Raw genomic sequence first — 24,694 nt, forward strand, 5'->3', positions numbered from 1 at the left:
GTGTTGGGATTTTACACTTCGGGCTGCTCTTGCCAAATTTTGTCCTGCTCTTCGTTGTTCTTCGGTCACGTAGCTAAGGCTATGTTCCCTCATCACGCCTTGATCAGAACAAAATTTGGCTGCGTTCGCTCCAAAAGCAAATTCCCAACACGCTCTAAGCAAATTTAATCAGCTTGGGCTGCTCAGCTATTTGTTTGGCAATCGGGAAATCTTGCCGGTATACATTTCCGAGCTGGTCCAGGTAGGTGAGCTCAACGATAAAATCTTTATTGATTTTCTTGTTGCCCGTGGCTTCCAGAAGAATGCGGTAGGAGTCTCCCGTTTGAATTTCGTGCCCGGCAATATTATTCTTGACTTGTATGTGCCCTTTGCCTTTGATAGACAAGACGCTCAACCGGGCAAGCTGCCCGTGGTTGTGGACTTTGAAGTAGGCGTCCCGGCCCATAGGCGAAAGCTGAAAAGCATTGATGGTCAGGTTGGGCGCAATCGCTTTAGCCTTGCGCTTTTTCCGGCGGCGGCCACCCGAAAGAGAAAGGAGCAGGATGAAAATAACAAATCCACCACCACCTACACCCCATTCCAAAGGGCCGGTCGAAGCAAAATATTCACTAGCTGTTTCCAGCCATTGTTCCAGGTTGATGTCTTCCATATTGATGTTCCAAATTACGTAAGGGCGTAATTACGTACATAACGCGAAGGTAACCTAAAGTTACAAAATACCATGAGCAACCCACCGACAACTAAATAGGAAAGAGGCTGTTTTTCACAGAAGAAGCATAACAGATAATATATGTTCACAGGAATTATTGAAGCTTCCGGGGAAGTCCGGGAAATGAAGCAAGAGGGGACTAATGTGCATTTTACCATCGCGAGCCCCATTTCGGGAGCGCTGAAGATTGACCAAAGCGTAGCCCACAACGGGACCTGCCTGACGGTGGTCGACCTGCAGGAAGGCACCCACACCGTCACCGCTATTGAAGAAACCATGAAACGGACAAATCTCGGAGACTGGTCCGTAGGGAGCCTGGTCAACCTGGAGCGTGCCATGAAAGCGGATGCACGGCTCGATGGCCACATGGTGCAGGGGCACGTGGATGCGACTGCCGTTTGTACCGAAGTAGAAACCCGCGATGGCAGCTGGTATTACCGGTTCAAATATCAGCCTACCGAGGAGCACCTGCTGGTGGACAAAGGCTCGGTGTGTATAAACGGCGTCAGCCTGACCGTAGTAGAACCAGTGGAAGACCGCTTTTCAGTGGCCATTATACCGTATACCTACGAGCATACCAATTTCAAAGACCTGGAGGTAGGCGACCGCGTTAACCTGGAGTTTGATATCATTGGGAAGTACATTGCCCGCTACGCGCACCTGTACGCTCAAAAAGTCTAAAAACACGCCGGGGTACCAACATTCCAGGTTTACGGATGTTAATCGCCCGGAAACAAACAGATCGACATGCGTATTGGAATAATCGGAGCAGGCATCGCCGGGCTGGCCAGTGCCGTTCGGATGGCAGTCCGTGGGCACGAGGTGGAGGTCTTCGAAGCAAATGACTATCCGGGGGGCAAGCTGTCTCAGTTTGACCTGGATGGCTATCGCTTTGATGCCGGCCCTTCGCTTTTCACTATGCCACAGTATGTGGATGATCTGTTCCGGCTGGCAGGCGAAGACCCTGAGGCTCACTTTCAGTACGAGCGCCTCGATACGGTCTGCCACTACTTCTGGGAAGATGGTACCCGCCTCAATGCCCACGCAGACCCGGAAGCTTTCGGGAAAGAAGTGGAAGAAAAGCTGGGGGTCCCGGCTGAACGCATTCATGCCGCCCTGTCTGACAGCGCGTATAAATATGAGCTCACAGGCCGGGTTTTTCTGGAGAAATCGCTCCACCGCCTTTCTACCTGGACCAACGGCAAGGTCCTTAAAGCCATGCTGAAAATTCCGGGACTGGACTTGTTTACGAGTATGAACCAAGTCAATGAGCGCCTGCTACAGGACCCAAAGCTCGTGCAGCTGTTCAATCGCTTCGCGACGTACAATGGTTCCAACCCGTACAAAGCGCCGGGCCTGTTGAGCATCATTCCGCACTTCGAGCACAAAATCGGCGCTTTCTTCCCCAAAGGAGGAATGAATAACATCACGCAAGCGATCTATGAACTGGCTATCCGCAAAGGGGTGACGTTCCACCTGGGGCAGCCTGTCGACCGTATTTTGCTGGACAACGGGCGCGCAACAGGCCTTCAGACGGGCGCTGAAGAGCACCGCTTTGACCGTATTATTAGCAATATGGATGTGTTCTTTACCTATAAGAAATTGTTGCCTGACGCCCGCCACCCTAAACTGACCCTGAAGCAGCAAAAGTCGACTTCCGCACTGATTTTCTACTGGGGGATCAGGCATCGTTTTGAAGCGCTTGGGTTGCACAATATTTTCTTTAGCGATGATTACAAACGGGAGTTTGCCTTGCTGGAAGCGGGCGAGGTGTACGATGACCCAACCGTCTATGTCAATATTTCTAGTAAGTGTGAGCCGGGAGATGCCCCCGAAGGCCATGAGAATTGGTTCACTATGATCAATGTGCCTTACGATAGCGGACAGGATTGGGACGCTATTATTGACCGGGCCCGGGAGCAGGTGATCGGGAAAGTGAGCCGTATTCTGGGCATAGACCTGCGCAGTTTGATTACCTGCGAAGAGATACTCGATCCCCGCAGCATTGAATCCAAAACCCAGTCTCACCTGGGCGCGCTCTACGGGACGAGCTCCAACAACCGTATGGCTGCATTTATGCGGCACGCAAATTTCTCCAACCGGATTAAAGGGCTGTACTTTTGCGGTGGGAGTGTACATCCCGGTGGAGGGATACCGTTGTGCCTGCTTTCTGCCAAAATTGTGGATGAAGTGATGGAGACCGCGTAAAGAATATGCACCGGATAAAATGAATACCGCAGTATGACAAGTAAATCTCTCGAAGCTGATAAATGGAAATTTATGGGGGGGCAGTCTTCAGCACATTTATCGATTGCAGTCCTGTCGGTTTTGTACCTGGTGGGCATCATAGGCATTTTGCTGCCGATACACCCGGACTTCATTCTGCTGACGCCTTTAAACCTTCTGGTTTCGGTAGGCCTGGTGCTGTGGCACCACGGGGCATGGTCGCAGCAGACGGTCTTTTATTTGCTTATTGCCTACGTGGTAGGCTTTGGGGCTGAACTGTTTGGCGTACAAACGGGCCTGCTGTTTGGTGATTATGCCTACGGTAGGGTACTGGGGCCTAAAATTTGGGATACCCCCCTTATGATCGGGGTGAATTGGCTAATGCTGGGCTACTGTGCAGGTGTGCTCAGTAATGTGTTGCTCGGGGAGCGGAGCTTCTGGCTCAGAGGGACCCTTGCCGCACTGATGATGGTGGCGCTCGATGTCCTCATCGAACCGGTAGCTATGCAATATGGTTTCTGGTCCTGGGAAGGGGATACCGTGCCTTTGAAGAACTACCTGGGCTGGTTTGCAGTAGCCTGGCCACTGGAGCTGCTGTTTGCATTTTGGCACCCCCGTCGGCACAACAAAGTCGCTGTGGCATTGTTTTTTTTACAAATCATCTTCTTCGCAGCCTTATTGATTTTTTAAATTTCAATTATTCAGGAAAACATGGATATACTCATTTATACACTGATTACCCTGGCAGCCATCATCGGTATGGAGTTTATGGCTTGGTTTGCCCACAAGTATATCATGCATGGGTTTTTGTGGGACTGGCACGAAGACCATCATCAGCCGCACCACGAAAAGGATGGTTTCTTTGAGAAAAACGACCTTTTCTTCTTGGTCTTCGCCATACCGAGTGCTATTTCCTACATCGTGGGCCTATCGGTGCCCGGCTATTTCTGGCTGCTGTTTGTTGGCATAGGGATTTCGATCTATGGCATGATTTATTTCCTGATCCACGACGTCTATATTCATCAGCGCTTCAAGTGGTTCCGTCAGTTGGATAGTAAATACTCGCGGGCGATCCTGCGGGCACACGGCGCACACCACGCCAAGCGGGATAAAGAAGAGGGAGAATCCTTTGGCCTGCTCATCGTGAACCCTAAGTACTTCCGTAAGCGCAGTACATGGGCAAAGGAAGAGGCTTAGAGCATGTTTGGAGCAAGCAATAGTTGATAATCAAAGGGTTGTGGCTAAATGGGAAAATGCGCGTTTGGCTTAGCCTGCCCCGCAGAATGCGGGGGCAAATAAGTATTTTTCCGTGACGTCCTGCATCCTTTCGGGGTTCACAACACTATAGTTTTCAGCAGAAGTGCTCCTCTTAAGCGTTGTTGCCTTCGGGCAGTAAGGGTAAGCCTGAAAGATTGTGCTTTAACCTCTTCAAAATTAGCATCTCTGCCGCAGGATTGGTATTTTTGGATATGAACGGTTCTGCAATTGCCTTTTCTGACCTGACTGGCGTTCCGCCCGGCTGCCGAATTTGTTTGGTACGCGGGCAGAATGGTCTCAATTGGGCTGAGAAGGGGCAATTTGCTGTCGACGCGCACCAAGTAAACGCGACGCGCATTTCCAGACCTGTTCGATAACACCTCGATGCCGTGGAAAATAAATATCTAGCCAAAGTAAATCAGTCGCTCAGTGAGCCGGTCCCGGAGCACACCAATATGGACGACAGCCTACGGGCCATTCTCAAAGTGGTCAGATCGCTCAGTGAGGATTTACGGGAAGAAAAATTCTACCTGGATAAGCCCTGGCTGGAATTCCGGGACGATGAGAACTTCCACGACGCCATTCTGCATTTCTTCAACGACGAGGGCGAGTATTTGCGGTCCATAAATGGCGATGTGGAGATAGGCGAGTGGCGCTATCTGAGCAGTTCCAATAAGCTCATGGTGAATCTGGGCGAGGATATTACAGAACTGTATAATCTTGAGTTTTTAGACCCGGAGTTTTTCATTTTATCCAAGCATGGAGATAATAAAAAACTGGGCCGCCCAGAATACCTGGTGCTGTTGCATGAGCGGGTTGGGCAGCGCCTCGTATGGCGGGAAGCACTAGAGAAGCTATTCAATAAATACCGCAACAACAACAGCTTCCTCATTACGATTACTTTAATTGTGCTGGCATTGATTGCCTTAGTGGTACTGCTGTCGTATTAAGAGCGTGTTGGGACTTTAGTAATCGGTCTGCCCGGTGCACCGGGACACTTTTTTGCTTGTACTTCGTCCCGAAAATCCTTCCCACAAACTGCGGGACAGGCTATTTAGCTAAGGTTAAACTCCGGTTTTCGTACCTCGTCTAACCAAAAATTGTCAGTTTTCGACTGGAAGACAAAAGTCCAAACAGGCTCTAAGCACGGCAGATCAGTAGCCATCAAAAAACGCCCACTCTGCGACAATCGCGAAGTGGGCGTTTTGGATTTGCCATGCGGGGGTTAGAGATTATCCCTGCAGTGCTTTCTTCATGGTTTCACCAATAGTAGCGGGCGACTTCACCACGTGAAGCCCACATTCTTCCATAATTTTCATTTTAGCTTCTGCCGTATCTTCAGCTCCACCGATGATGGCACCGGCATGGCCCATCGTGCGGCCTTTTGGTGCGGTCTGACCGGCAATGAAGCCCACAACAGGCTTGGTGCCATGTGCTTTGATGTAATGCGCAGCTTCTGCTTCCATACCTCCGCCAATTTCACCGATCATGATGATGCCGTCTGTGTCCGGATCGTTCATGAGCAGTTCCACTGCTTCCTTGGTCGTTGTGCCAACGATAGGGTCGCCACCGATACCAATACAAGTGGATTGGCCCATGCCTGCTTTGGTCACCTGATCCACGGCTTCGTAAGTCAGGGTGCCGGAACGGGAAACGATACCGATACGGCCCGGATTGTGAATAAAGCCTGGCATGATGCCGCATTTGGCTTCACCCGGCGTGATGATGCCCGGACAGTTAGGGCCGATGAGGCGGCAGTCGCGGTCGTTGATGTAAGCTTTGACCTTGACCATATCCTGTACAGGAATACCTTCGGTAATACAGATGATGACTTTAATACCCGCATCTGCAGCTTCCATGATTGCGTCACCTGCAAAAGCTGGCGGAACGAAAATGACAGAAGTATCCGCACCGGCTTCCTTAACGGCATTTTCCACGGTGTTGAAAACTGGCTTGCCGAGGTGTTCCTGGCCGCCTTTGCCCGGTGTCACACCACCAACGACGTTGGTGCCATACTCGATCATCTGCCCGGCATGGAACGAGCCTTCCTTCCCGGTAAAGCCCTGCACGATGATCTTAGAATCCTTATTGACAAGAACTGACATAACTATGGTTTTATCGATTGTTGTTGTTGATCTTAATCTTCCGTTTCTTCAATGATGAACACCTCCTCACCCTGCTTCTTCATATAGTACTGTTCGCGGGCAAATTTTTCTTTATTGACCTCCAGGTCCAGGCGTTCCTGTTTGGCTTCCTCTATCTTTTCTTCGTACATCGCTTTGTCGCGGTGCATCTTGTTGACGGTCCGCTGTAGCTTAAATTGGGTCAGAATGCCATGGTTGTCAAAGAAGACCATCCAGGCCAAAAAAAGAGCAATAGTCACGAAGTACTTGTTCCGTAGCGGCCGGGGCAGCTGCTCCAAAAGCGGTTGTAGTGGGTTGCTTCTCTTTGCCATGGCAATCAGTTTAAATGGATAGTGGGTCTGACGAACATACGAAGATGAAGGCAGACCCACTAATTATCTCAGAAAAAATAGGGCTTGACCCAGTGGCCAGGCTACTTCTTCAGGATAGAAGTGCCCGGGTAGTACGCCTGATCGCCCAGTTCTTCTTCAATGCGCAGCAGCTGATTGTACTTCGCGATACGGTCAGAGCGGGAAGCCGAGCCGGTTTTGATCTGCCCGGTATTCAGCGCGACAGCCAGGTCGGCAATCGTCGTATCCTCGGTCTCGCCTGAACGGTGGCTCATCACACTCGTCATAGAGTGGCGGGTCGCCAGGCTGACGGCCTCCACGGTCTCGGTGAGGGAGCCAATCTGATTTACCTTGATCAGGATAGAGTTGGCAGAGCCTTCGTTGATGCCACGCTGCAGGCGCTCCACATTGGTCACGAACAGATCGTCGCCCACCAGCTGCGTGCGGTTGCCAATTGCTGCATTCAGTGCCTGCCAGCCGGTCCAGTCGTCTTCATCAAGGCCATCCTCAATGGAGAAGATCGGGTAATTGTCCACCCACTGCTTCCAGTAGTCCACCATTTCAGAGGTGGTCAGCTTATCGCCGGTAGATTGGCTGAAATGGTAAACTTTTTCTTCAGCGTTGTAAAACTCAGAAGCGGCGGCGTCCATAGCGATATAAATCTCTTCGCCTGGCTTGTAGCCTGCTTTCTCAATAGCGATGAGTACCGTTTCAATGGCTTCTTTATTGGACTTGATGTTGGGCGCAAAGCCGCCTTCATCACCAACGTTGGTAGAGTAGCCTTTGTCTTTGAGTACGTTCTTGAGGTGGTGGAAAATCTCAACGCCCATGCGCAAGCCTTCGGAGAAAGTGCTGGCACCCACCGGCATAATCATAAATTCCTGAAAGTCGATGCTGTTGTCCGCGTGAGAACCACCGTTCAGGATATTCATCATAGGCACCGGGAGTACGTGCGCATTCACCCCACCCAGGTAACGGTACAGGGGCTGAACCGTAGATTCCGCTGCTGCTTTGGCGCAAGCCAGCGATACGGCCAGGATGGCGTTAGCACCGAGTTTGCTCTTGTTATTGGTGCCGTCAATTTCCAGCATCAGCATATCAATATAGCGCTGATCGGTCACGTCAACGCCAACAAGTTCTTCCAGAATGACTTCACGGATGTTCTCCACCGCTTTGGTTACCCCTTTGCCGAGGTAACGGTTCTTATCACCATCGCGAAGTTCTACAGCTTCATACTTGCCCGTGGATGCACCGGAGGGCACAGCTGCGCGGCCCATAAAGCCATCTTCTGTAATCACTTCTGCTTCTACAGTCGGGTTGCCGCGGGAATCCAAAATCTCCCGGGCTGCAATATCAAGGATAATACTCATGCCTGTTGGTTTTAGTTTGTGAACTCATCTTGAAAATAGCTACGGTACTCAGAAAAGCCGACTTCAGGTAGCTCAGGTAATTCTTAGATAAGTTTTAATTTATACTTAAAGCACTTAAAAGTAAGCGCGGGTTCACAATCCTGCGCTATTTATAGGATTAACTTTTCATTAAATTAACGAAATCATCAAAGAGATAGCGTGCATCGTGGGGGCCGGGAGAAGCCTCAGGGTGGTATTGTACCGAAAAGGCTTTCTTGCCCCGGATGCGCATGCCCTCAATCGTATCGTCGTTGAGATTGATGTGGGTGATTTCGACCTTGTCGGCATTAGCCTCAAGGGCGTCTGGCGCCACACCGAAACCGTGGTTTTGGCTGGTGATTTCGCATTTGCCGGTGGCCAGGTTCTTAACCGGGTGGTTGATGCCGCGGTGGCCGTGGTGCATCTTGTAGGTTGGAATATCTACCGCCAATGCCAGAATCTGGTGCCCCAGACAGATGCCAAACAACGGCTTGTCCTCCTCCAGAATAGCTTTGGCATTTTGCACCGCATAGCCCATAGGAGCCGGGTCGCCAGGGCCATTAGACATAAAGTAGCCATCGGGGCCCCAGGCGCGCATTTCCTCAAGTGGCGTCTTGGCAGGGAATATTCTCATGTAGCAGTCCCGCTCTGCAAAGCTGTTGAGGATATTTTGCTTGATGCCAAAATCCATCACTGCTATCTTGTACTTCGCGTGAGGGTCGCCGAAGGTATAAATCTCTTTAGTGCTGACCTGTGAAGCCAGTTCCAGCCCATCCATAGAGGGGACTTCCGCAAGCTTTTGCTCCAGTACCTTTAGGTCGGTCGTTTCGGAGGAGATAATGGCGTTCATCGCACCCTTGCTGCGGATATGCCTTACGATGGCACGGGTGTCCACATCACAGATGCCAACCAGGCTTTCCTCTTCAAAGTATTCCTGAATGGACTGATCAGCAATAGGGCGGTGATACGGATCGGTGTAGTTCTTACAAATCAGCCCGTTGATCTTGATACTGTAAGATTCAGACTCGGTACGTTTGATGCCGTAGTTGCCGATGTGGGCATTGGTCATCACCATAAGCTGGCCGTAGTAGGAAGGGTCTGTAAAGATTTCCTGGTAGCCGGTCATGCCTGTGTTGAAACAAATCTCTCCGGTGGTGGTGCCTATTTTTCCGGCAGAAAGACCGTGAAAGACGGTCCCATCTTCTAAAAGTAAAACGGCGGGAACTTGCTGGATGTCGCTCATTAAATTGAGGAATTTCGCGCAAAGATAAGGCACAGGGGGCTAATGGCAAAGCTTGAGCCTTACTCAAACTCCACCAATGCGCGGAATACACGTTCATTTTCTTTCGGCTTGCCTACTGTAATGCGCAAACAGCCTTCGCAGAGGGTTACCTGTGAACGGTCCCGCACAATAATTCCGCGCCCGACCAGGTAGTTGTAGACACCTACCGGGTCCGCCACCTTTACCAGCAGGAAGTTGGCATCTGAAGGGTAAATACGCTCTACAAAGGGCAGCCCGCCCAGGTATTGCTGCAAAAGAACCCGCTGCCCGAGCAACTGTTGAACTTGCGCTTCCTGCTGTTCCCTCTCCTCCAGAGCCTTTAGCGCGGCCTCCTGTGTGAGTTGGTTGATGTTGTAAGGGGGCTTCACCTTATTGAAATAGCCAATGATCTCCTCTGATGCGAAAGCCATGCCCAGGCGGATGCCGGCCATGCCCCAGGCCTTGGAGAAAGTCTGCATGACCACGAGGTTGGGAAATTCCGGTAGCAGGCCAATGGCACTTTCCTGTGCCGAAAAGTCAATATAAGCCTCGTCTACCACCACAATCCCCGGGAAGCCTTCTGCAAGTTCCCGGATTAGCTCCGGGCGGATGCTGTTGCCGGTGGGGTTGTTGGGGCTACAGATGAACAGCAGTTTGGAATGGGCATCGGCTTCAGCAAGCACCGCCTCAACATCCGGCTGAAAACTACCCGGGTGCAGAGGGATTTCCTTCACCGCCACATTGGAAATATCAGCGGATACCCGGTACATGCCGTAGGTAGGTGGCAGCGTGATGATGTGGTCGGCACCGGGCTCACAAAAAATCCGGAGCAGCAGGTCAATCGCTTCGTCGCTGCCATTGCCCAGGAAGAGGTGCTCCGGGGCAATGCCTTTGAGGGTACTGATGGCCTGTTTGAGCTTCCACTGCAAGGGGTCCGGGTAGCGGTTGTAGCCGGTATCATACGGGCTTTCGTTGGCATCCAAAAAAACCTCAGCCTTCCCTTTGAACTCTGAACGGGCAGAGGAGTAGGGGGTGAGGCGGCGGATGTTGGGGCGGACTAGGTTTTGTATCATAGGAACTTTTGTTGTATTTTGTACTGTTCTTAAAGAAAAACGAATGACTGTAAAAACTGATCGGCTTCAACTTATTGCTTTGATCGCCTCAACAGAGGATGAGCAACTTATTGCTGAATTGAAAGAAACTGCTGAGCGCCGAAAAGTCTTACAATATTTCAGTGAACCTACTCGCGCTTACATTTCCGTGGAAGAACTTGCTCAGGAACAAAGTTATAAACTGCAAGAGGTGCTTTCCACCAGGGGTGCTTTAGATATAGATGGAGAAGAGTATTCTGAATTATTAAGGCTTCTGGAAGAATGATATTATTGTTTGACACGAATCTCATTCTTGATTTTCTCCGGGATGGTGCAATTACTGCAGCTATTGATGAACAGTTCAATTTAAGTACTGCTTCTGGTATTCTTGCCATTTCAGTGGTGTCAATAGGAGAATTGAATGCTTTGGCGTTAAAACGGAATTGGGGTCCAAACGAGTAAAAAGCATATCCCACGAATTAAATAAGTTTTTAGTCATTCCCATTAATAGTAAAGATGTCCTTCAATTGTATGGTGAAATTGATGCATTTAGTCAGGGGAAACTAAAAGGTCAACCTCTCCCTGCCGGTTTGTCATCCCGTAATATGGGTAAAAATGATCTTTGGATTGCTGCATCAGCTGCAGCCACTGCAGCTACACTACTGACAACAGATAAGGATTTTAAGCACCTGGAAGGAGTTTTCATAAAACATCAATATTACGCACCACAAGATTATCTTTAATACCTTTCAGCCGTCGCTTGAAGTAGCCGGTCGAGTACCTCAAAGTGGATAAGTTCTTCTTGTTCTTCTACGGTAAGCCCCTGATCAAGCGACTTTCTTTTCAGGCTTTCAAACCGGGTATGAGTTACTGTTGATGCTCTTAGCTTTTGAAATGCTTTTCTAGGCATTTTTTGCAGTATTTCTGCTAACTCTCCATAGATCGTGTCAAGATCATTCATAATTTGTAGGTTTATGTTCACTTGGCCTCACAGCGCGATTACGCTTTCTTCTCCAGCCTAACCGCCACCGCCCGGGCATGCGCCATCAGTTCTTCCGCTTCGGCCATGCGTTGTACCGCAGGTCCGAGCCCCTGCAGCCCTTCCCGGCTTAGCTCCTGAAAAGTGATCTTTTTGATAAAGCTGTCGAGCGAGACCCCGCTGTAGCTGCGGGCGTACCCATCCGTTGGCAGGGTGTGGTTGGTGCCGGAAGCGTAATCGCCCACCGATTCCGGGGTGTAATGCCCCAGGAATACCGAACCGGCATTCAGGATTTGTTCGCCCATCTCTCCGGCATCCGCCACGGAAAGGATGAGGTGCTCGGGGGCATAGGCATTGATGAGTTGTACAGCGGTCGCCCGGTCTTCGAGCACTACGGTTACACTATGGCTCAGCGCTTCTTTGGCTATGTCCCGCCTGGGCAATGTGGCGAGCTGTGCCTCCACCGCTGCGGCTACCGCCTGGGCCATCGTTTCCGAAAGGGTGACGAGTACGACCTGACTGTCAATACCGTGTTCTGCCTGTGAAAGCAGGTCGGCCGCTACGAATGCCGGGTTGGCCGTATCGTCGGCGCAAACCAGCACCTCTGAGGGACCAGCGGGCATATCAATGGCTACGCCACGCCGGCTGGCTAGTTGTTTGGCGGCGGTCACGTACTGATTGCCGGGACCAAAGATTTTGTAGACGGAGGGTACGGTTGCTGTGCCATAAGTCATTGCCCCAATGGCCTGTGCGCCCCCAATTTTGAAAATCTGCGTAATGCCTACGAGGTCCGCAGTGTAGAGGATGGCGGGGTTGACTTTGCCGTTTTTATCGGGTGGTGTGCACAAAATCCGCTCCTGGCAACCGGCAATCGTTGCGGGGACGCCGAGCATAAGCACCGCAGAAAACAGGGGCGCAGTACCGCCGGGGATGTACAGTCCGACTTTTTCAATGGGCACACTTTTGCGCCAGCAGCGTACGCCGGGCATGGTTTCCACTGCTTTCACCGGTTCCCACTGCCGGGCGTGGAAGGTTTCAATATTCGTGCGGGCGAGTTGGATGGCGGCTTTGAGTTCAGGCGCGAGTGTGGCCCGGGCTTCCGCAATCTCCGCTTCGCTGACGCGAAAATCGTTAAGCTTTACGCCATCGAAACGTTCGGTGTATTCCCGCACGGCTTCGTCTCCGCGCTGTTCGATATCAGCAAGGACACCCCACACGATTTTGTCGAGGTCGGCCGCTGCCATCGTAGGGCGGCGCAGGAGGTCGGCCCAGGCGCCCGGAGCCGGGTTGAGGTAGGTTTTCATCTGCATTACAAGATCATTTTTTCGATGGGAATAACTAAGATACCTTCTGCACCGGCAGTTTTGAGCTGATCGATGATTTCCCAGAATTGGGATTCATCAATTACGGTGTGGATGGAGTTCCAGCCCGAGGCTGCTAGGGGCATCACTGTAGGGCTCTTCATGCCCGGCAGGATGTTGATGATGGCTTCCGTTTGGCTGGCGGGGGCGTTCATCAGGATATATTTGTTGTTGCGGGCTTTGAGCACCGACTGTATGCGGAACACAATTTGATCCAGGATGGCTTGTTTGCCCGCAGAAAGCTGTGGGTTCCTGACGATGCAGGCTTCTGATTTCAGGATGACCTCTTTTTCCTCCAACCCATTCTTGAATAGCGTGCTGCCGGAACTGACGAGATCGCAAATGGCATCTGCAAGGCCGATATTTGGAGCAATCTCCACCGATCCGGAAATCTCGTGAATCTCCGCCTCGATTTGGTACTTAGCCATAAACTGCCGGAGAGAGTTGGGGTAGGAGGTGGCGATGCGCTTGCCGTTGAGCCATTCCGGTCCGGGATAAGGCGTATTCTTGGGCAGGGCGATGGACAGCCGGCATTTAGAGAAGCCGAGGGGCAGCACTTCTTCGATTTGCTTTTGCTTTTCGACGAGGGTGTTCTGGCCCAGAATGCCAATATCGGCTACCCCGTCCTGCACGTACTGTGGGATATCGGAATTGCGCAGGTACAGAATATCTACGGGGTAATTGCTGGCCGAGGCTTTCAGCTGATCTTTGCCGTTATTGACCCGGATGCCACACTCCCTGAGCAGCTCCAGGGAATCGTCGAGCAGGCGGCCGGATTTTTGAACGGCGATTTTCAAACGTGTGTCTGACATAATAAACGCGTGGGTTGTGGTGAAATAAAAAAAGAGGTTAACCAGCGAATGGTTAACCTCTTTTGTGGACTAAAGTTGATCAATCAACGGTTCATCTCACGTACGATTCCACCATTCACTGCCGGGCAGTGGGAAATGATGTACGTGATGATGCCAGTTGTTGATAATCATAAGTTGTTAAATAAGAAAAGCAGCCTTTTGAGCTGCTTTCCGGAGTGGTGTGGGGCGGATTCGAACCGCCGACACATGGATTTTCAGTCCATTGCTCTACCACCTGAGCTACCGCACCATGATTTATACAATTTTCGCTACCCTGCTCTCTTAGAGAAAATAAAATACTCACCTTCGCTAATCGCTTCGTTCGCATTTTATTTTCGCCGCGGGCTTGACGCAAAAATTGGGGCTTACAACAGTTTTTGCTAATCCTGCTCCTATAAAAAATTGAAATACTCATCTTCGCTATCGCTTCATTCGCATTTCAATTTTGTCGCAGGCTTACGCAAAAACTGGGTCTATACAATTTTCGCTACCCCGCTCTTTCGAAGAAAATAAAATATTCACCTTCGCTATCGCTACGTTCGCATTTTATTTTCGCCGCGGGCTTGACGCGAAAATTGGATATTGCAAAAATGCCTTTCAAGTTCTTTTGATCAGCCACCGCTTTCGGTGTTTTGCGGTTGCAAATATAAGCGCGATATCCATACTGCGCAACCCCTAGGCTTAATTTTTTTGTCTTTGCCTTGGGTTTAGGTTTTAAGGCTTTGCGGTACAGCGAGTTGTGCCTGGAAGAAAACAGCCCGGCATTTCCTGCTTTCGGAACTACCGGGCTGTTGCTGCCACTCCAGTAGGAGCGGTTAGGCAATACGCTGCGTTTGGAAATTCAGGGCCGGGTAGCGGAGCTTGATGAACTCATAAGCACCGAACATGACACCGGTAAAGATGAGGTCACCGGCAAAGGTTGCCTGATAGAAAGGCCAGCCTGCGCCGTAACAAGCCATCAGCCCGCCGATATTTTGCGGGTACATGGGGCTGCCGAGCCATACGCCGAAGTTGGACACCAGGAAAAAGATAGCACCGGCTCCAATCGCACCACCCAGGATCCCGGGCAGGGTCACTTTGGAAAGGACACCCAGCCCAAAGAGCACGATGAGCAGGTAGCTGCCGTACTGCCAGAAGAAGCCTTCGTAGAATACGGTGAAGCCTTCAAAGTAGTGGGCATAAATGACATTATTGATGACAACATCACTGGCAAAGACCGCCAATACCGGCACCAGAAAAGCCAGCCAGCGCTTGCTGAAGTAGGCCGCTCCGAAAAGGCCCATTGCTGCTATTGGCGAAAAATTCAGAGGGTGTGGGAAAATCCGGAATAACGCCGCCACGAGGATCATGCCTGTGACCACAGCAAACCGGATGTTAATCTTCTGATCTTGCATATCTTAAGTAGTTTATAGTTTTCTGAGACGCCTGATGATGAGGCGTTAAAAATTGGTTTTAAATAGTTTTTTGGTTAAGAAGCCATCTGCCGTTCTTACCTGTAGTACGTAAATGCCTTCGGGCAAAGTTAAGGCATCTATGGCGTTTGTTCCCGGCATAAGCCGAAAAGTTTGCAACACCTGCCCACTGATATTCATCAGCCTGGCCTCGGCTTCCCGATCTGATGCCCATTGTGCATGCCAGGTGGCGCTTGCCGGGTTGGGGAATACATTCAGGTCAGCGGCAGGCAGTTCCGCGCGTTTCGTGCTGACCGGCATGTCCGTAGTTGTCAGGTCGTCCATGCAAAAATACGCGGGCGTATTCATGCCAAACATCCCGTTATCCGTAGAGCTCATCGTGAATTGCAAGCTGTCGGCATTGCCAAGCGTGCTCAGGTCCACGTAGGTCCACTCTTCCACAATGTAGTCCTGACTGTTGTCCTCAAACCGGTAATCAGCCAGGTAAAAGTTGACACTATCGGTACTCAGTTCCCCACCAAGATACTTTTTTATGGTCAAAAGAAAAAAGTCGGGGTCGTCGCCGGACTCACCGCCAAATTTTTTCGCGAAGCCATCGCCTTCCAGCATGCTGAGGTAAGGATAGGTGCCATTGGTGACGTAGAAGCCTTCCACTGCGCCCCCGGCAGCTACGCCCTGCAGTACGATGACGGATTGTGGCGAAGCAAAGCTTACTGCATAAGCTGTGGAGTTGTACCCCCCTCCGGTAATGGCGCTCAGGTCATTCATAAATCCAGGGGTAGTTACATCTGTGCTGGCTGAGATGGCCCAGCCCGCCCAAGAGTTAAAATCCGGATTGTAGCTGTTGGGCAGAAAAAGATTACCGCTTTGAAAGCTGCCACTGCCGTCACTCCCGTTCAGGGCTTCGCCGGGCTCGAGATCAAAGTTTTCGAAACCAGCAGTCGTCTGTGCATAGCTCAATGCGGTACAGAGCAGCAGTAGAATAGTCGTTGAAGTCCATTTCATATAAGGCTAATGTTTATGTTTGAAAAATAGGTTAATGCCTAGTTGAAAGCTGCGGCCCGGCATAGGGCGCCGGTCGACGATGCGGTAGGAAGCATTCCAGAGATTGTCTGCCCGCCCAAATGCCTGTAGCGTGAATTTTTGCCAGTTCAGCTGATACTGTAGCTGTGCAAAACCAAGGTGATAGCCAGGAAGCTCGGTATCATTCAGGGTTTGGACCGCACTCGTTAGCCGGTGCTGATAGGTGAATTGCAGGGCGTCTTTGCTCACCGTTATGCGGCCAAAAGCCAGGTGCTCCGGCGTGTAAGCCAGCTGCTCGCCCTCCGCAATCCGGGGCTGCTGAATGGCGATTTCATTGGTAGATCGGATATAGTCGTAGCCGATATCGCCTTCCCATTGCCACTTTCCGGTGGTTAAGCTGTAAGACAGGCGTTGTTCCAGCCCCCGGCTCCAGACCTCCGTGAGGTTATTGGCGGACCAGAAGTTTTGCCCCTCGGTAATCCCCCACAGTATCCAATCGTCAATACGGCGGTGGAAGCCGGTAACGGTATAGCTCCATGCCTCCTTTTGCCAGTTTAGCCCACCCTCTGCGCTCCAGCCGATTTCGGGCAATAGGTCGGGGTTCCCGCCTGGCAGCCAGTACAGGTCATTCAGGGTGGGAATGCGGTAATTGCGGCTGATTTTGGCCTGCCAGCTTAGATTAGAAGTAATGGGGCCGTTTGCGCCCAGTGCAGGCACGATGGGCACCCAATTTTCATCGACTCGTTCCTGCCGGAGGCTGAGCTGAACCCGCAGGGCATTCCACTCTTTCCGGAGGCTGGCAAAAGCCGCGGCGCGTTGCTGCTCCGGTTGTTCGCCCCGGTAGCCATCAGCTGTAGCTGTAGCCCGGTTATAGAACAGGCCAGCCTGCAGCTCCAGGTCTGCACTTAGCGCCCATTGCTGTTCGACCTCAGCCATGAGGGTATGGAAATGGCTGAGCGCCCGCAGCAGGATGGCGTCATCCTGGTAGTCGATCGCTTCCCGGAACCAGCCCAGGCGGGCATTGAAGACGCCGCGTTTGCTGAGTTGCTGATAGTGCAGGGCGGTGCGCAGGAAGGTGTCGAGCTGCAGGGCTTCGCTCCGGGTTTGGGTAGTCAGTGGTGGGATGTTGCGGTCGGAGGTCTGCCACCAGGCAAAAGCAGCAAGTTGGCGGTCGGGCCGGGGCTGCCAGTAGACTTCCTGCATGATGCCCTGTTGCCGGAAATCGGCATGGGTTTGTTGCCGTTCTTCTCCGCTGTCCAGGCGGTAGCTGAAATCGTTGTCGGCAGACCGGCGGAACAGGCGGGTATTGAATGCCCACTGTTCCCCCCGGTAGCGGGCCCGCGCCTGATGGTCCTGAAAGCCAAAGCTGCCCAGCATGGTTTGTGCGCCCGCTTCCATGCCCCGGTAGGAGAGGGGCGTATTGCGCAAACCCACTGTGCCGCCAATCGCCCCGCTGCCCCAGGCTGCGCTGCCGCCGCCCCTTTGCAGGTTCACCCCATCTACAAAAGCGAGAGGCAGGAGGGAAAAGTCGAGTTGGCCCAGCATCGGGCTTTGGAGTGGGAGCCCATTCCAGGTGACTGCCGTATGCCCGGCACTGCCTCCTCGGATAGAGGTAGTGGCGATGCTGCCCCCGCCGTAGTTCTTGATGAAGATACCACCTTCCCGTTCCAAAAGGTCGGTTAGGTAGTAGCCGGTGTAGCGATTGATGTCGGTGGAGTCCCAGCGTTGTTCCTGACTGCCGGTGAAGTTGGCGCGAAGGGGCGAAGTGGTGATTTCGGCAGCAGGCAGGAGCACGGCGGTATCGGGCTGTGCCAAAAGAGGCACTGCGTATGAAACACTCAGGAAAAGGATTAGGAGCTGCCGCATCCTGCCAGTTTTGGAGCCTGAAGGGCAGGGCAAGAGCGGAAATGGGGCATTTTGTGGGTGAACGGACAAAAGAAGGTGCAGGAAATTCCTACACACCTGCGTTTGTTAACGCCGTACGCTTGCCCTTACGTAGAGAACAGGCAACAGCGGTACCATTAGGCCCAATAAGCACTCCATCCCTGCTTTTCCTCCGAAAGCCCGAATGAAAAAATAGACTTGATGCGTTGGGTCAGTGCAGTGGGAAAAATGAGCTATTTTCAACCAAGTGAAGGCTTTTTTAAGGAGCTTAGCCTGAGCTAAGTGACTGAAAAAAGGCACAGCGTGGGAAGGAAAGAGCCATTTTAACCCTGTAATGATGCCCGGCGCATCAAGTCTGATATCGCTTGGCAGGTCTTCTGGCTTGCTTCTGTTGTTGCGGCCTTCCCATCATCTCGCGACAGTGGCTTATGCGCAACAAGCATTTTAGACCGTGTTGGGATTTTGGTCTTCTAGTTTACAGACCGATTACTAAAGTCCCAACATGGTCTTTACGAAGCTTACAGCAGCGGGGACTGCTCAGGATTTGCACCTGATTCCCTTTTAAACGAAGGCCATAGTCTGACATGGCACTCGTACCAAAGCTTGAGAGCTAATAAGCTCTGAACAAAGGTAGGGAAAAAACCACAGGCAGATGTTAAGAGCGTGTTGGGATTTTGGTCTTCTAGTCGAAAACTTACAATTTTTTGATTAGACGAGGTGCGGAAACCGGAGTTTAGCCCTAGCTAAATGAAGATTTTCGGACCGAAGTATAATCAAAAAAGTGTTGTTTGCAGACCGATTACTAAAGTCCCAACACGCTCTAAATAGTGGCAAGCGCTATGGAACCGCTGTCTTTTACCGCTTGGTTTTCTTATTTTTGGTTGAAACTAAACCCGATATGATGAAAAAAACGACTACTTCGATCACCTTGTTCCTATGCACCCTCTTTAGCGGCAACGCACTGTTTGCTCAGTCTAATCTCTTTGTTGATACCTCCTACACCGCATCTGAAATGGTTACCGCTTTCTTCAGCGATGCTGATGTAGCGCCTTCTAATGTGACCTATACCGGCGCTCCGGAGGGGATGGCTTTTTTTGATGCCGGCGATACCTACCTGGGCATTAATGCCGGGATATTCTTGTCTACAGGCCCGGTAACCGCAGCTGCTAACCCGGCAAGCTTCGACGCAACCTTTAATAGCTTAGATCAACCCGGCGATACGGATTTACAGCAACTACTGGCGCCCGAGATGATGACCTTTGATGCTTCGGTCCTGGAGTTTGATATTGTACCGAGCACAGATACCATCTGCTTCAACTATATTTTTGGCTCTGAGGAATACCCGGAATTTGTAGGCACAAACTTCAATGATGTGTTTGCCTTCTTCATAAGTGGCGGGCCCGAGTATGACTCTTTGACCAATATCGCTACAGTGCCGGACAGCGACCCGGTAGTCCCGGTAACCATCAATAACCTGAATGCAGATTCTAACAGTAGTTTCTATATTCCGCAGTTCATCATCGATACGCTATGGTTCAATACACCTATTTACGATACGGCAGCCACAGACCTGGCTTACGATGCCTACACCACTTTACTGCCTGCCAAAGCATACGTTACACCGGGCGAAACCTACCACATCAAAATTGGTATTGCTGATGCAGGCGATGGTATCTATGACTCCGGTGTTTTTATTGGGATTACCAGTTTGGGCGGCGATTCTTTGCTTACTCCTACAGCTAACGCCAATCTTAGTGTCATCGATAACCAACTCATTGCAGAAAATACTTCTTCCTTTGCCAAGGCCTTTGAATGGGACTTTGGGGATGGCACCATCTCCGCTGAGCGGCATCCGGAGCCCCACACTTATGCGGAGTATGGGACGTACACGGTAGCGCTCAATGTACATACCTGGTGCTGTTCCTCCACTTTCGTGGAAACGGTAACGGTGGCCCCGCCGCTGCTTACCAATTTTGGCGTCACCCCCGAGGCACGCTATTGCCCCGGCGATGCTTTTTCCTTTGAGGACCTCTCAGAAGGCGCTGTTGATACCTGGTCTTGGGCTTTCCCAGGCGGGCAGCCGGCGACTGCTGATGCCCCTAATCCAACCGTAACCTACAATGAGCCTGGCGTGTACCCTGTAATGCTCACCGTCACCGATACCTTCGGGCAGACAGCGACGCTTGAAATGGAGGCCGCCGTTGAAATTCAGGACCTGCCTACCGCTGCCTTTGAAGCCACGGCCAATGAGCTGCAGGTTGCTTTCCAGAATAATACCGAGCATGCCACTTCCTACCTATGGGATTTTGGGGATGACCAGCAAAGCACCGAGCAGTCGCCGACGCATACCTACGCTTCCGAAGGCAGCTACACCGTAACCCTCACGGCCATGAATGACTGTGGGGAGGCTGTTGCGGTGTCAGAGGTGAGCGTTATGGTCGTCAGCACCCGGGATTTGCCTGCTACGGCCTTTGCACTATTTCCCAATCCGGTTAAAGAATGGTTGATTGTTGAATCTTCAGCTCCTATCGAACAGATTATCATTTACAATACCTCAGGCCAGGAGGTATACCGGAAAGATTGGCGAGGTATTTTTCAGGGGCAGCTTTCCGTTACGGATTGGCCAACTGGAATGTACTGCCTGCAAGCAAGAGCCGCCAATCAGGTTATTAGCCAAACCTTTATCGTTGCCCAATGAAGCGATTGCAAGAATACCTGCCCTGTCTGATATGTTGTGGTCTTGCCCTGCTGTCGAGCCTGTCATTGGCTGCTCAACCGGACTCTCTGTGGAGCGTGGCGCTTTATGGTGAGAAAGGTTCATTTTTTAGCAGCTTAGTAGAAGGTACAGATGGAAGTGTTTACTGGGAGGGCACAACGGATAGTCAGACCGGAGACTTTACAGGGAATAATAAAGGCGAAGACGGTATTTACTTAGTCAAAGTCTCTCCATCCGGAGAAAAAGTCTGGATTAATACTTTTAACGATGGCTACCGTGAAATTATAGGAAGCCTGGCAGCCGCCCCGGATGGAGGTGTAATATTAACAGGCTGGCGGCAGGTGGAAGAAAATCAAAAAGACCTGTGGGTGGCCTGGTATGATCCGGATGGCAGGTTAGTTTGGGAAAGAACCTTCGGAGGGCCGCAGGATGATACAGGTAGTAGCGTCTTTTTTTCTGACAATGGGCAAATTATTATCACGGGAGGCACTGAAGGCAGTGGGGGAGATGTAAGCAATCATTATGGTGACCGGGATGTTTGGCTGGTGGCACTTGATCTGAACGGAAATTTACGGTGGGAGCGTACCATCGGTGGCAGTGGGACAGATTTAGGGCGCCACCTTATTGAATACCGGCAGGGCTACATTCTGGTGGGCTCTTCTGATTCTCCGGATGGGCATATTTCTGCTCCGCGTGGTGATTTCGACATCTGGTTAGTGGAATTGGATGGAGAAGGACAGTATATGCGGGATTACTCCTTTGGTGGTTCAGGGGTTGATGCAGGATTAAGGTTAATTCCTATTGATGGCGGTGGTTTTATGCTGGCAGGGAATACCACTTCGCAGGATCAGCAGGTATTTCACCACAAAGGTGGGTATTTTAATATTTGGGTTGCGGAACTGGGCTCTGATTTTAGTTTGGAGTGGAGTCGGGCTTTTGGTGGCAGCCGTGGGGCTACTGGCATCGGGATGTTTCAGACAATAGCCAATACCTTTATCGTAGGGAGTAGGTCACTTTCACAAGACGGAGATATTACTTCTGACCCTCCGGAAAACAATCCGTTTCTGTATGGCGGTGGGTGGCTATTTGAATTCGGTGATTACGGTGAAATACTTTGGGATGTAAAGTTTGCTGTAGGCGACTTAGGCAATAATGGCTTTATCCATGATATTGCCCCTGCGTCTGATGGAGGCTTTTATATTGGGCGTGAACGCCTAAATGTATTAGAGGGGACCTTTAATGATTATTTTCATGCATGGCTAACGAAATTCGGCCCGCCATTCCCTAAATACCGGGAACAAACGGTTTGTCCCGACTGGCTCCTTTACCCTAATCCACTGACTGGAAGGCAGGTACAACTACGCTGGCCTGAAGCTTTGACTTTTGATGGTGAAATCCGGGTCATTGATGTATTGGGCAGGATAGTCCATAGGCAGGATATCTACTTTGGAGGGCTGGAAGGGCAATTTGAGCTGCCAGCTTTTCTGCCTGCCGGGCAGTATGTCGTTCAGTTGCGCAGTGAGGGCAAGGTCTGTCAGGAGCCATTGATTATTGCGGAGTAGCCCCACCTGCCTAATCTCATCCCCTCCGGTGATCATCCTCACTTTAGTTCAGGTTTTTGTCGCTTAATTTTCGGGGAAGAAAAAAATTTGCGATGAAAAAATGGATACTCGCCGGCCTGCTGCTGGCCACTTTGAATACAATAGGCACTGCCCAAACCGAAGAATGGGTGTGCAAAGATCAGGAAGCCATCACGGCTATGGAACGTGGCGCAGCCGAGCGGCAGTTGAATTTCCGTTCCTCCGCATTGACCGATGACTACGATATTAAGTACCACCGGCTGGAGTGGAATATCAACCCCAATAACTACTACATTTCCGGTACGGTCACCACCTACTTCATGCCTAAGGAGGCCAACTTCGTAGCGCTGCACTTCGATCTTGCCAATACCTTGCAGGTCAATAGCGTAGTTTTTCACGGGCAGGAAGTGGAAACCTACAGCCAAAGCAACAATATGCTGACCATCAACCTCCCCAATTCCCTGGCGATGGCAGAGCTTGACTCGGTAAGCGTTACCTACGAAGGCGTACCGCCGTCCAATGGCTTTGGCTCCTTCGCGCAGGCGACCCACAGCGGCAATCCGGTGCTCTGGACCCTTTCCGAGCCCTACGGTGCCCGGGATTGGTGGCCTTGCAAGCAAGACCTGAGCGACAAAATCGACAGTATTGATGTGCTGGTGCGTACGCCGGGTGCCTACAAAGTGGCCAGCAATGGTTTGTTGAAAGAGATTATTGAAGATGGCAATGAGCACATCTACCACTGGAAGCACCGATATCCCATTCCTGCTTACCTCATAGCCATTGCGGTGACCAACTACGCTGAGTACTCCGACTTCGTGCCGGTGGAAAATGGAGAACCCATCGAGGTGCTCAACTACGTTTTTCCGGAAAACCTGGCAGATGCCCAACAGGCCACCACGGCCACGGTGGAAATCATGCAGCTCTTCAATGAGCTTTTCGGGCTGTACCCGTTTGCTGAAGAAAAGTACGGCCATGCCCAATTCGGCTGGGGCGGTGGCATGGAGCACCAAACGATGAGCTTTATGGGCGGCTTTTCCCACCTATTGCAGGCGCACGAACTGGCTCATCAGTGGTTTGGGAATAAAGTCACCTGTGGCAGCTGGCAGGATATCTGGCTCAACGAAGGGTTTGCCACCTACCTGGAAGGATTGACCTATCAGTACGATCTTGGCCCCAATACCTGGGACAACTGGCTATCCGGTAAAATTAACCACGTGACGAGCGCCCCCGACGGCTCCGTTTTTGTGTACGACACGAGCAGCGTAAGCCGTATTTTCAGCAGCCGCCTGTCCTACTCCAAAGGTGCGATGCTCCTCCACATGCTGCGGTGGAAACTAGGCGACGAAGCGTTCTTCCAGGGCGTACGCAACTACGTGGATGCACCCGAGCTGGCCTTTGGCTACGCTAAATCTGATGACCTCAAGGGCTACCTGGAGGCAGAAAGCGGGCAGGACCTTACGGAGTTTTTTGACGACTGGCTGTACGGGCAGGGCTATCCTTCCTATCAGATGCGCTGGTTTCAGGAAGGGAGCACGCTATACGTCCGCCTGAATCAGCAGACATCCCACGCTTCGGTCGACTTTTTTGAAATGCCGGTCCCGGTACGCTTCCTGATCAGTGGCGGTATTGACACCACCATCGTCTTTGACCATACTTTTGATGGGCAGCAATTTGCGATTGAGATGCCCGGGAATGTAGGGATCGTCTACTTTGACCCCGAGAAACGTATTGTCAGCCGCAATAATAATGTGACTAAAGGGCAGTTTACGAGTACTGAAGAGGCCCTATTGGAAGCGGTTCAGGTATTCCCGAATCCGGTACAGGACATGCTGAATATAAGCCTCCCCGCTGGGACAACCCTTGAACAGGCCCGCCTCTACCACGCTAACGGCCAATTGCTAGCGCAGTGGGCGGGGCACGTCCGGCAAGTGGATGTAGGGCAGTGGCCCAATGGTGCTTACACGGTGGAGTTGCAGACGAATTATGGTGTTGTCCGGAGGTTGGTGGTGAAGCAGTAGAGATAATCCTGTTGTTCAGCTAACCTGAAAAGTTTACCTGGTCAGCTCTGTGTTCTTTTCAGGTTTCGCCCTGCAATATCATACGACTTGATGAGCTGGGGGGCTTTGGTGTAGAAAAACAGCACTTTTCTACCTAAATGCTCCCGACGCATCAAGTCTATAGGGCATGATGTAACGTGTAAGAACAGGGTCGCCCGCGAAAGCCTAACATTGTATTTCTCCGCCCAATTCCGTATCTTACTGATTATTCACTAACCGCTAAAAAACGGACCTCATGTTTACACACACACACACACGATGCGCTGTCGATTAAGCATTATTTATTTGTAACTATTTAGGTCAATTTGCAAAATAGCGAGAAAATAGCGAACTAGCACAGGTGAACAAAGACGAGATCATAGCGCAACAGGCTGAGCAAATAGCGAAGCTGGAATCACTGCTGGCCGCAGCGCTGGCTCGTATTGC

Annotated in this window: 23 protein-coding genes, 1 tRNA gene and 1 riboswitch; of the genes, 10 read left to right on the plus strand and 14 right to left on the minus strand. The window is 51.3% G+C overall.

Annotation, left to right across the window (positions count from 1 at the left end; all coding sequences use genetic code 11):
• Positions 1–154 precede the first annotated feature (154 nt).
• Positions 155–649, minus strand: coding sequence for a hypothetical protein (locus tag RIC19_RS04420; RefSeq protein ID WP_350177082.1), 495 nt, complete (start codon positions 647–649; stop codon positions 155–157).
• A gap of 141 nt (positions 650–790) precedes the next feature.
• On the opposite strand from RIC19_RS04420, the gene RIC19_RS04425 reads away from it, so the two are divergent.
• The 5 genes from RIC19_RS04425 (at position 791) to RIC19_RS04445 (ending at position 5,142) form a co-directional block, all read left to right on the plus strand.
• On the plus strand, positions 791–1,390 hold the full coding sequence (locus RIC19_RS04425; protein WP_350177083.1) for a riboflavin synthase: 600 nt from the start codon (positions 791–793) through the stop codon (positions 1,388–1,390).
• Between the two features lie 66 nt (positions 1,391–1,456).
• Complete coding sequence (gene crtD / locus RIC19_RS04430; RefSeq protein WP_350177084.1) at positions 1,457–2,917, plus strand: 1-hydroxycarotenoid 3,4-desaturase CrtD; 1,461 nt, start codon at positions 1,457–1,459, stop codon at positions 2,915–2,917.
• 33 nt (positions 2,918–2,950) lie between these two features.
• Positions 2,951–3,625 carry a carotenoid biosynthesis protein gene (locus tag RIC19_RS04435; protein ID WP_350177085.1) on the plus strand — a complete coding sequence of 225 codons (675 nt, stop codon included), beginning with the start codon at positions 2,951–2,953 and terminating at the stop codon, positions 3,623–3,625.
• Positions 3,626–3,646: 21 nt separating this feature from the next.
• Complete coding sequence (locus RIC19_RS04440) at positions 3,647–4,132, plus strand: sterol desaturase family protein (protein ID WP_350177086.1); 486 nt, start codon at positions 3,647–3,649, stop codon at positions 4,130–4,132.
• A gap of 449 nt (positions 4,133–4,581) precedes the next feature.
• Entirely contained in the window at positions 4,582–5,142 is a 561-nt protein-coding gene (locus tag RIC19_RS04445) for a hypothetical protein (protein WP_350177087.1), read from the plus strand.
• A 282-nt stretch (positions 5,143–5,424) separates the two neighbouring features.
• Here the strand turns inward: RIC19_RS04445 and sucD are convergent, their stop codons facing one another.
• The 5 genes from sucD to hisC all read right to left on the minus strand — a co-directional run bounded on the left by sucD (position 5,425) and on the right by hisC (position 10,387).
• Positions 5,425–6,297 carry a succinate--CoA ligase subunit alpha gene (gene sucD / locus RIC19_RS04450; protein ID WP_350177088.1) on the minus strand — a complete coding sequence of 291 codons (873 nt, stop codon included), beginning with the start codon at positions 6,295–6,297 and terminating at the stop codon, positions 5,425–5,427.
• Between the two features lie 32 nt (positions 6,298–6,329).
• On the minus strand, positions 6,330–6,647 hold the full coding sequence (locus RIC19_RS04455; protein ID WP_350177089.1) for an FtsB family cell division protein: 318 nt from the start codon (positions 6,645–6,647) through the stop codon (positions 6,330–6,332).
• 101 nt (positions 6,648–6,748) lie between these two features.
• Positions 6,749–8,035 (minus strand): phosphopyruvate hydratase, encoded by a 1,287-nt coding sequence (gene eno / locus RIC19_RS04460; RefSeq protein ID WP_350177090.1) that lies wholly within the window; start codon positions 8,033–8,035, stop codon positions 6,749–6,751.
• A gap of 157 nt (positions 8,036–8,192) precedes the next feature.
• A complete protein-coding gene (gene carA, locus RIC19_RS04465; protein WP_350177091.1) occupies positions 8,193–9,296 on the minus strand; it encodes a glutamine-hydrolyzing carbamoyl-phosphate synthase small subunit in 1,104 nt (367 codons plus the stop codon).
• 59 nt (positions 9,297–9,355) lie between these two features.
• On the minus strand, positions 9,356–10,387 hold the full coding sequence (hisC, locus tag RIC19_RS04470; protein ID WP_350177092.1) for a histidinol-phosphate transaminase: 1,032 nt from the start codon (positions 10,385–10,387) through the stop codon (positions 9,356–9,358).
• Between the two features lie 43 nt (positions 10,388–10,430).
• Between hisC and RIC19_RS04475 the strand changes: the two genes are divergently transcribed.
• On the plus strand, positions 10,431–10,691 hold the full coding sequence (locus RIC19_RS04475; protein WP_350177093.1) for a hypothetical protein: 261 nt from the start codon (positions 10,431–10,433) through the stop codon (positions 10,689–10,691).
• A 157-nt stretch (positions 10,692–10,848) separates the two neighbouring features.
• Positions 10,849–11,148 carry a PIN domain-containing protein gene (locus tag RIC19_RS04480; RefSeq protein WP_350177094.1) on the plus strand — a complete coding sequence of 100 codons (300 nt, stop codon included), beginning with the start codon at positions 10,849–10,851 and terminating at the stop codon, positions 11,146–11,148.
• Here RIC19_RS04480 and RIC19_RS04485 read toward each other — a convergent pair.
• The 8 genes from RIC19_RS04485 to RIC19_RS04520 all read right to left on the minus strand — a co-directional run bounded on the left by RIC19_RS04485 (position 11,145) and on the right by RIC19_RS04520 (position 17,897).
• On the minus strand, positions 11,145–11,366 hold the full coding sequence (locus RIC19_RS04485) for a hypothetical protein (protein ID WP_350177095.1): 222 nt from the start codon (positions 11,364–11,366) through the stop codon (positions 11,145–11,147). The two genes, RIC19_RS04480 and RIC19_RS04485, sit on opposite strands and share 4 nt — an antisense overlap.
• Positions 11,367–11,404: 38 nt before the next feature.
• The gene (hisD, locus tag RIC19_RS04490) at positions 11,405–12,688 is read right to left on the minus strand and encodes a histidinol dehydrogenase (RefSeq protein WP_350177104.1); all 1,284 of its coding nucleotides are present in this window, start codon (positions 12,686–12,688) and stop codon (positions 11,405–11,407) included.
• Positions 12,689–12,693: 5 nt separating this feature from the next.
• On the minus strand, positions 12,694–13,557 hold the full coding sequence (gene hisG, locus RIC19_RS04495) for an ATP phosphoribosyltransferase (RefSeq protein ID WP_350177096.1): 864 nt from the start codon (positions 13,555–13,557) through the stop codon (positions 12,694–12,696).
• A gap of 216 nt (positions 13,558–13,773) precedes the next feature.
• A tRNA-Phe gene (locus RIC19_RS04500) sits at positions 13,774–13,846 on the minus strand.
• A 237-nt stretch (positions 13,847–14,083) separates the two neighbouring features.
• Positions 14,084–14,419 carry a hypothetical protein gene (locus tag RIC19_RS04505; protein ID WP_350177097.1) on the minus strand — a complete coding sequence of 112 codons (336 nt, stop codon included), beginning with the start codon at positions 14,417–14,419 and terminating at the stop codon, positions 14,084–14,086.
• Complete coding sequence (locus RIC19_RS04510; protein WP_350177098.1) at positions 14,412–14,990, minus strand: DUF6580 family putative transport protein; 579 nt, start codon at positions 14,988–14,990, stop codon at positions 14,412–14,414. The genes RIC19_RS04505 and RIC19_RS04510 overlap by 8 nt, the downstream gene beginning before the upstream one ends.
• A 45-nt stretch (positions 14,991–15,035) precedes the next feature.
• Positions 15,036–16,013 (minus strand): DUF4465 domain-containing protein, encoded by a 978-nt coding sequence (locus RIC19_RS04515; RefSeq protein WP_350177099.1) that lies wholly within the window; start codon positions 16,011–16,013, stop codon positions 15,036–15,038.
• 6 nt (positions 16,014–16,019) lie between these two features.
• A complete protein-coding gene (locus RIC19_RS04520) occupies positions 16,020–17,897 on the minus strand; it encodes a TonB-dependent receptor plug domain-containing protein (protein WP_350177100.1) in 1,878 nt (625 codons plus the stop codon).
• A 368-nt stretch (positions 17,898–18,265) separates the two neighbouring features.
• A riboswitch (cobalamin riboswitch) is annotated at positions 18,266–18,531 on the minus strand.
• A 282-nt stretch (positions 18,532–18,813) separates the two neighbouring features.
• Here RIC19_RS04520 and RIC19_RS04525 point away from each other — a divergent pair.
• The 3 genes from RIC19_RS04525 (at position 18,814) to RIC19_RS04535 (ending at position 24,229) form a co-directional block, all read left to right on the plus strand.
• Entirely contained in the window at positions 18,814–20,613 is a 1,800-nt protein-coding gene (locus tag RIC19_RS04525) for a choice-of-anchor L domain-containing protein (protein ID WP_350177101.1), read from the plus strand.
• Positions 20,610–22,193 carry a T9SS type A sorting domain-containing protein gene (locus tag RIC19_RS04530; protein ID WP_350177102.1) on the plus strand — a complete coding sequence of 528 codons (1,584 nt, stop codon included), beginning with the start codon at positions 20,610–20,612 and terminating at the stop codon, positions 22,191–22,193. Before RIC19_RS04525 ends, RIC19_RS04530 begins: the two co-directional genes overlap by 4 nt.
• A 92-nt stretch (positions 22,194–22,285) precedes the next feature.
• The gene (locus RIC19_RS04535; RefSeq protein WP_350177103.1) at positions 22,286–24,229 is read left to right on the plus strand and encodes a M1 family metallopeptidase; all 1,944 of its coding nucleotides are present in this window, start codon (positions 22,286–22,288) and stop codon (positions 24,227–24,229) included.
• The last annotated feature ends 465 nt before the right edge of the window (positions 24,230–24,694 follow it).

Source organism: Phaeodactylibacter sp. (assembly GCF_040219495.1).
In the GTDB taxonomy this organism is placed as follows: Bacteria; Bacteroidota; Bacteroidia; order Chitinophagales; family Saprospiraceae; genus Phaeodactylibacter.

Coding starts and splice junctions, on each gene's coding strand:
- RIC19_RS04420 (WP_350177082.1), bottom strand. CDS start 649: ATGGAAGACATCAACCTGGAACAATGGCTGGAAACAGCTAGTGAATAT.
- RIC19_RS04520 (WP_350177100.1), bottom strand. CDS start 17,897: ATGCGGCAGCTCCTAATCCTTTTCCTGAGTGTTTCATACGCAGTGCCT.
- RIC19_RS04515 (WP_350177099.1), bottom strand. CDS start 16,013: ATGAAATGGACTTCAACGACTATTCTACTGCTGCTCTGTACCGCATTG.
- RIC19_RS04530 (WP_350177102.1), top strand. CDS start 20,610: ATGAAGCGATTGCAAGAATACCTGCCCTGTCTGATATGTTGTGGTCTT.
- RIC19_RS04455 (WP_350177089.1), bottom strand. CDS start 6,647: ATGGCAAAGAGAAGCAACCCACTACAACCGCTTTTGGAGCAGCTGCCC.
- sucD (WP_350177088.1), bottom strand. CDS start 6,297: ATGTCAGTTCTTGTCAATAAGGATTCTAAGATCATCGTGCAGGGCTTT.
- RIC19_RS04425 (WP_350177083.1), top strand. CDS start 791: ATGTTCACAGGAATTATTGAAGCTTCCGGGGAAGTCCGGGAAATGAAG.
- RIC19_RS04475 (WP_350177093.1), top strand. CDS start 10,431: ATGACTGTAAAAACTGATCGGCTTCAACTTATTGCTTTGATCGCCTCA.
- eno (WP_350177090.1), bottom strand. CDS start 8,035: ATGAGTATTATCCTTGATATTGCAGCCCGGGAGATTTTGGATTCCCGC.
- RIC19_RS04510 (WP_350177098.1), bottom strand. CDS start 14,990: ATGCAAGATCAGAAGATTAACATCCGGTTTGCTGTGGTCACAGGCATG.
- RIC19_RS04535 (WP_350177103.1), top strand. CDS start 22,286: ATGAAAAAATGGATACTCGCCGGCCTGCTGCTGGCCACTTTGAATACA.
- RIC19_RS04485 (WP_350177095.1), bottom strand. CDS start 11,366: ATGAATGATCTTGACACGATCTATGGAGAGTTAGCAGAAATACTGCAA.
- hisG (WP_350177096.1), bottom strand. CDS start 13,557: ATGTCAGACACACGTTTGAAAATCGCCGTTCAAAAATCCGGCCGCCTG.
- crtD (WP_350177084.1), top strand. CDS start 1,457: ATGCGTATTGGAATAATCGGAGCAGGCATCGCCGGGCTGGCCAGTGCC.
- RIC19_RS04525 (WP_350177101.1), top strand. CDS start 18,814: ATGATGAAAAAAACGACTACTTCGATCACCTTGTTCCTATGCACCCTC.
- RIC19_RS04440 (WP_350177086.1), top strand. CDS start 3,647: ATGGATATACTCATTTATACACTGATTACCCTGGCAGCCATCATCGGT.
- RIC19_RS04435 (WP_350177085.1), top strand. CDS start 2,951: ATGACAAGTAAATCTCTCGAAGCTGATAAATGGAAATTTATGGGGGGG.
- hisD (WP_350177104.1), bottom strand. CDS start 12,688: ATGAAAACCTACCTCAACCCGGCTCCGGGCGCCTGGGCCGACCTCCTG.
- hisC (WP_350177092.1), bottom strand. CDS start 10,387: ATGATACAAAACCTAGTCCGCCCCAACATCCGCCGCCTCACCCCCTAC.
- carA (WP_350177091.1), bottom strand. CDS start 9,296: ATGAGCGACATCCAGCAAGTTCCCGCCGTTTTACTTTTAGAAGATGGG.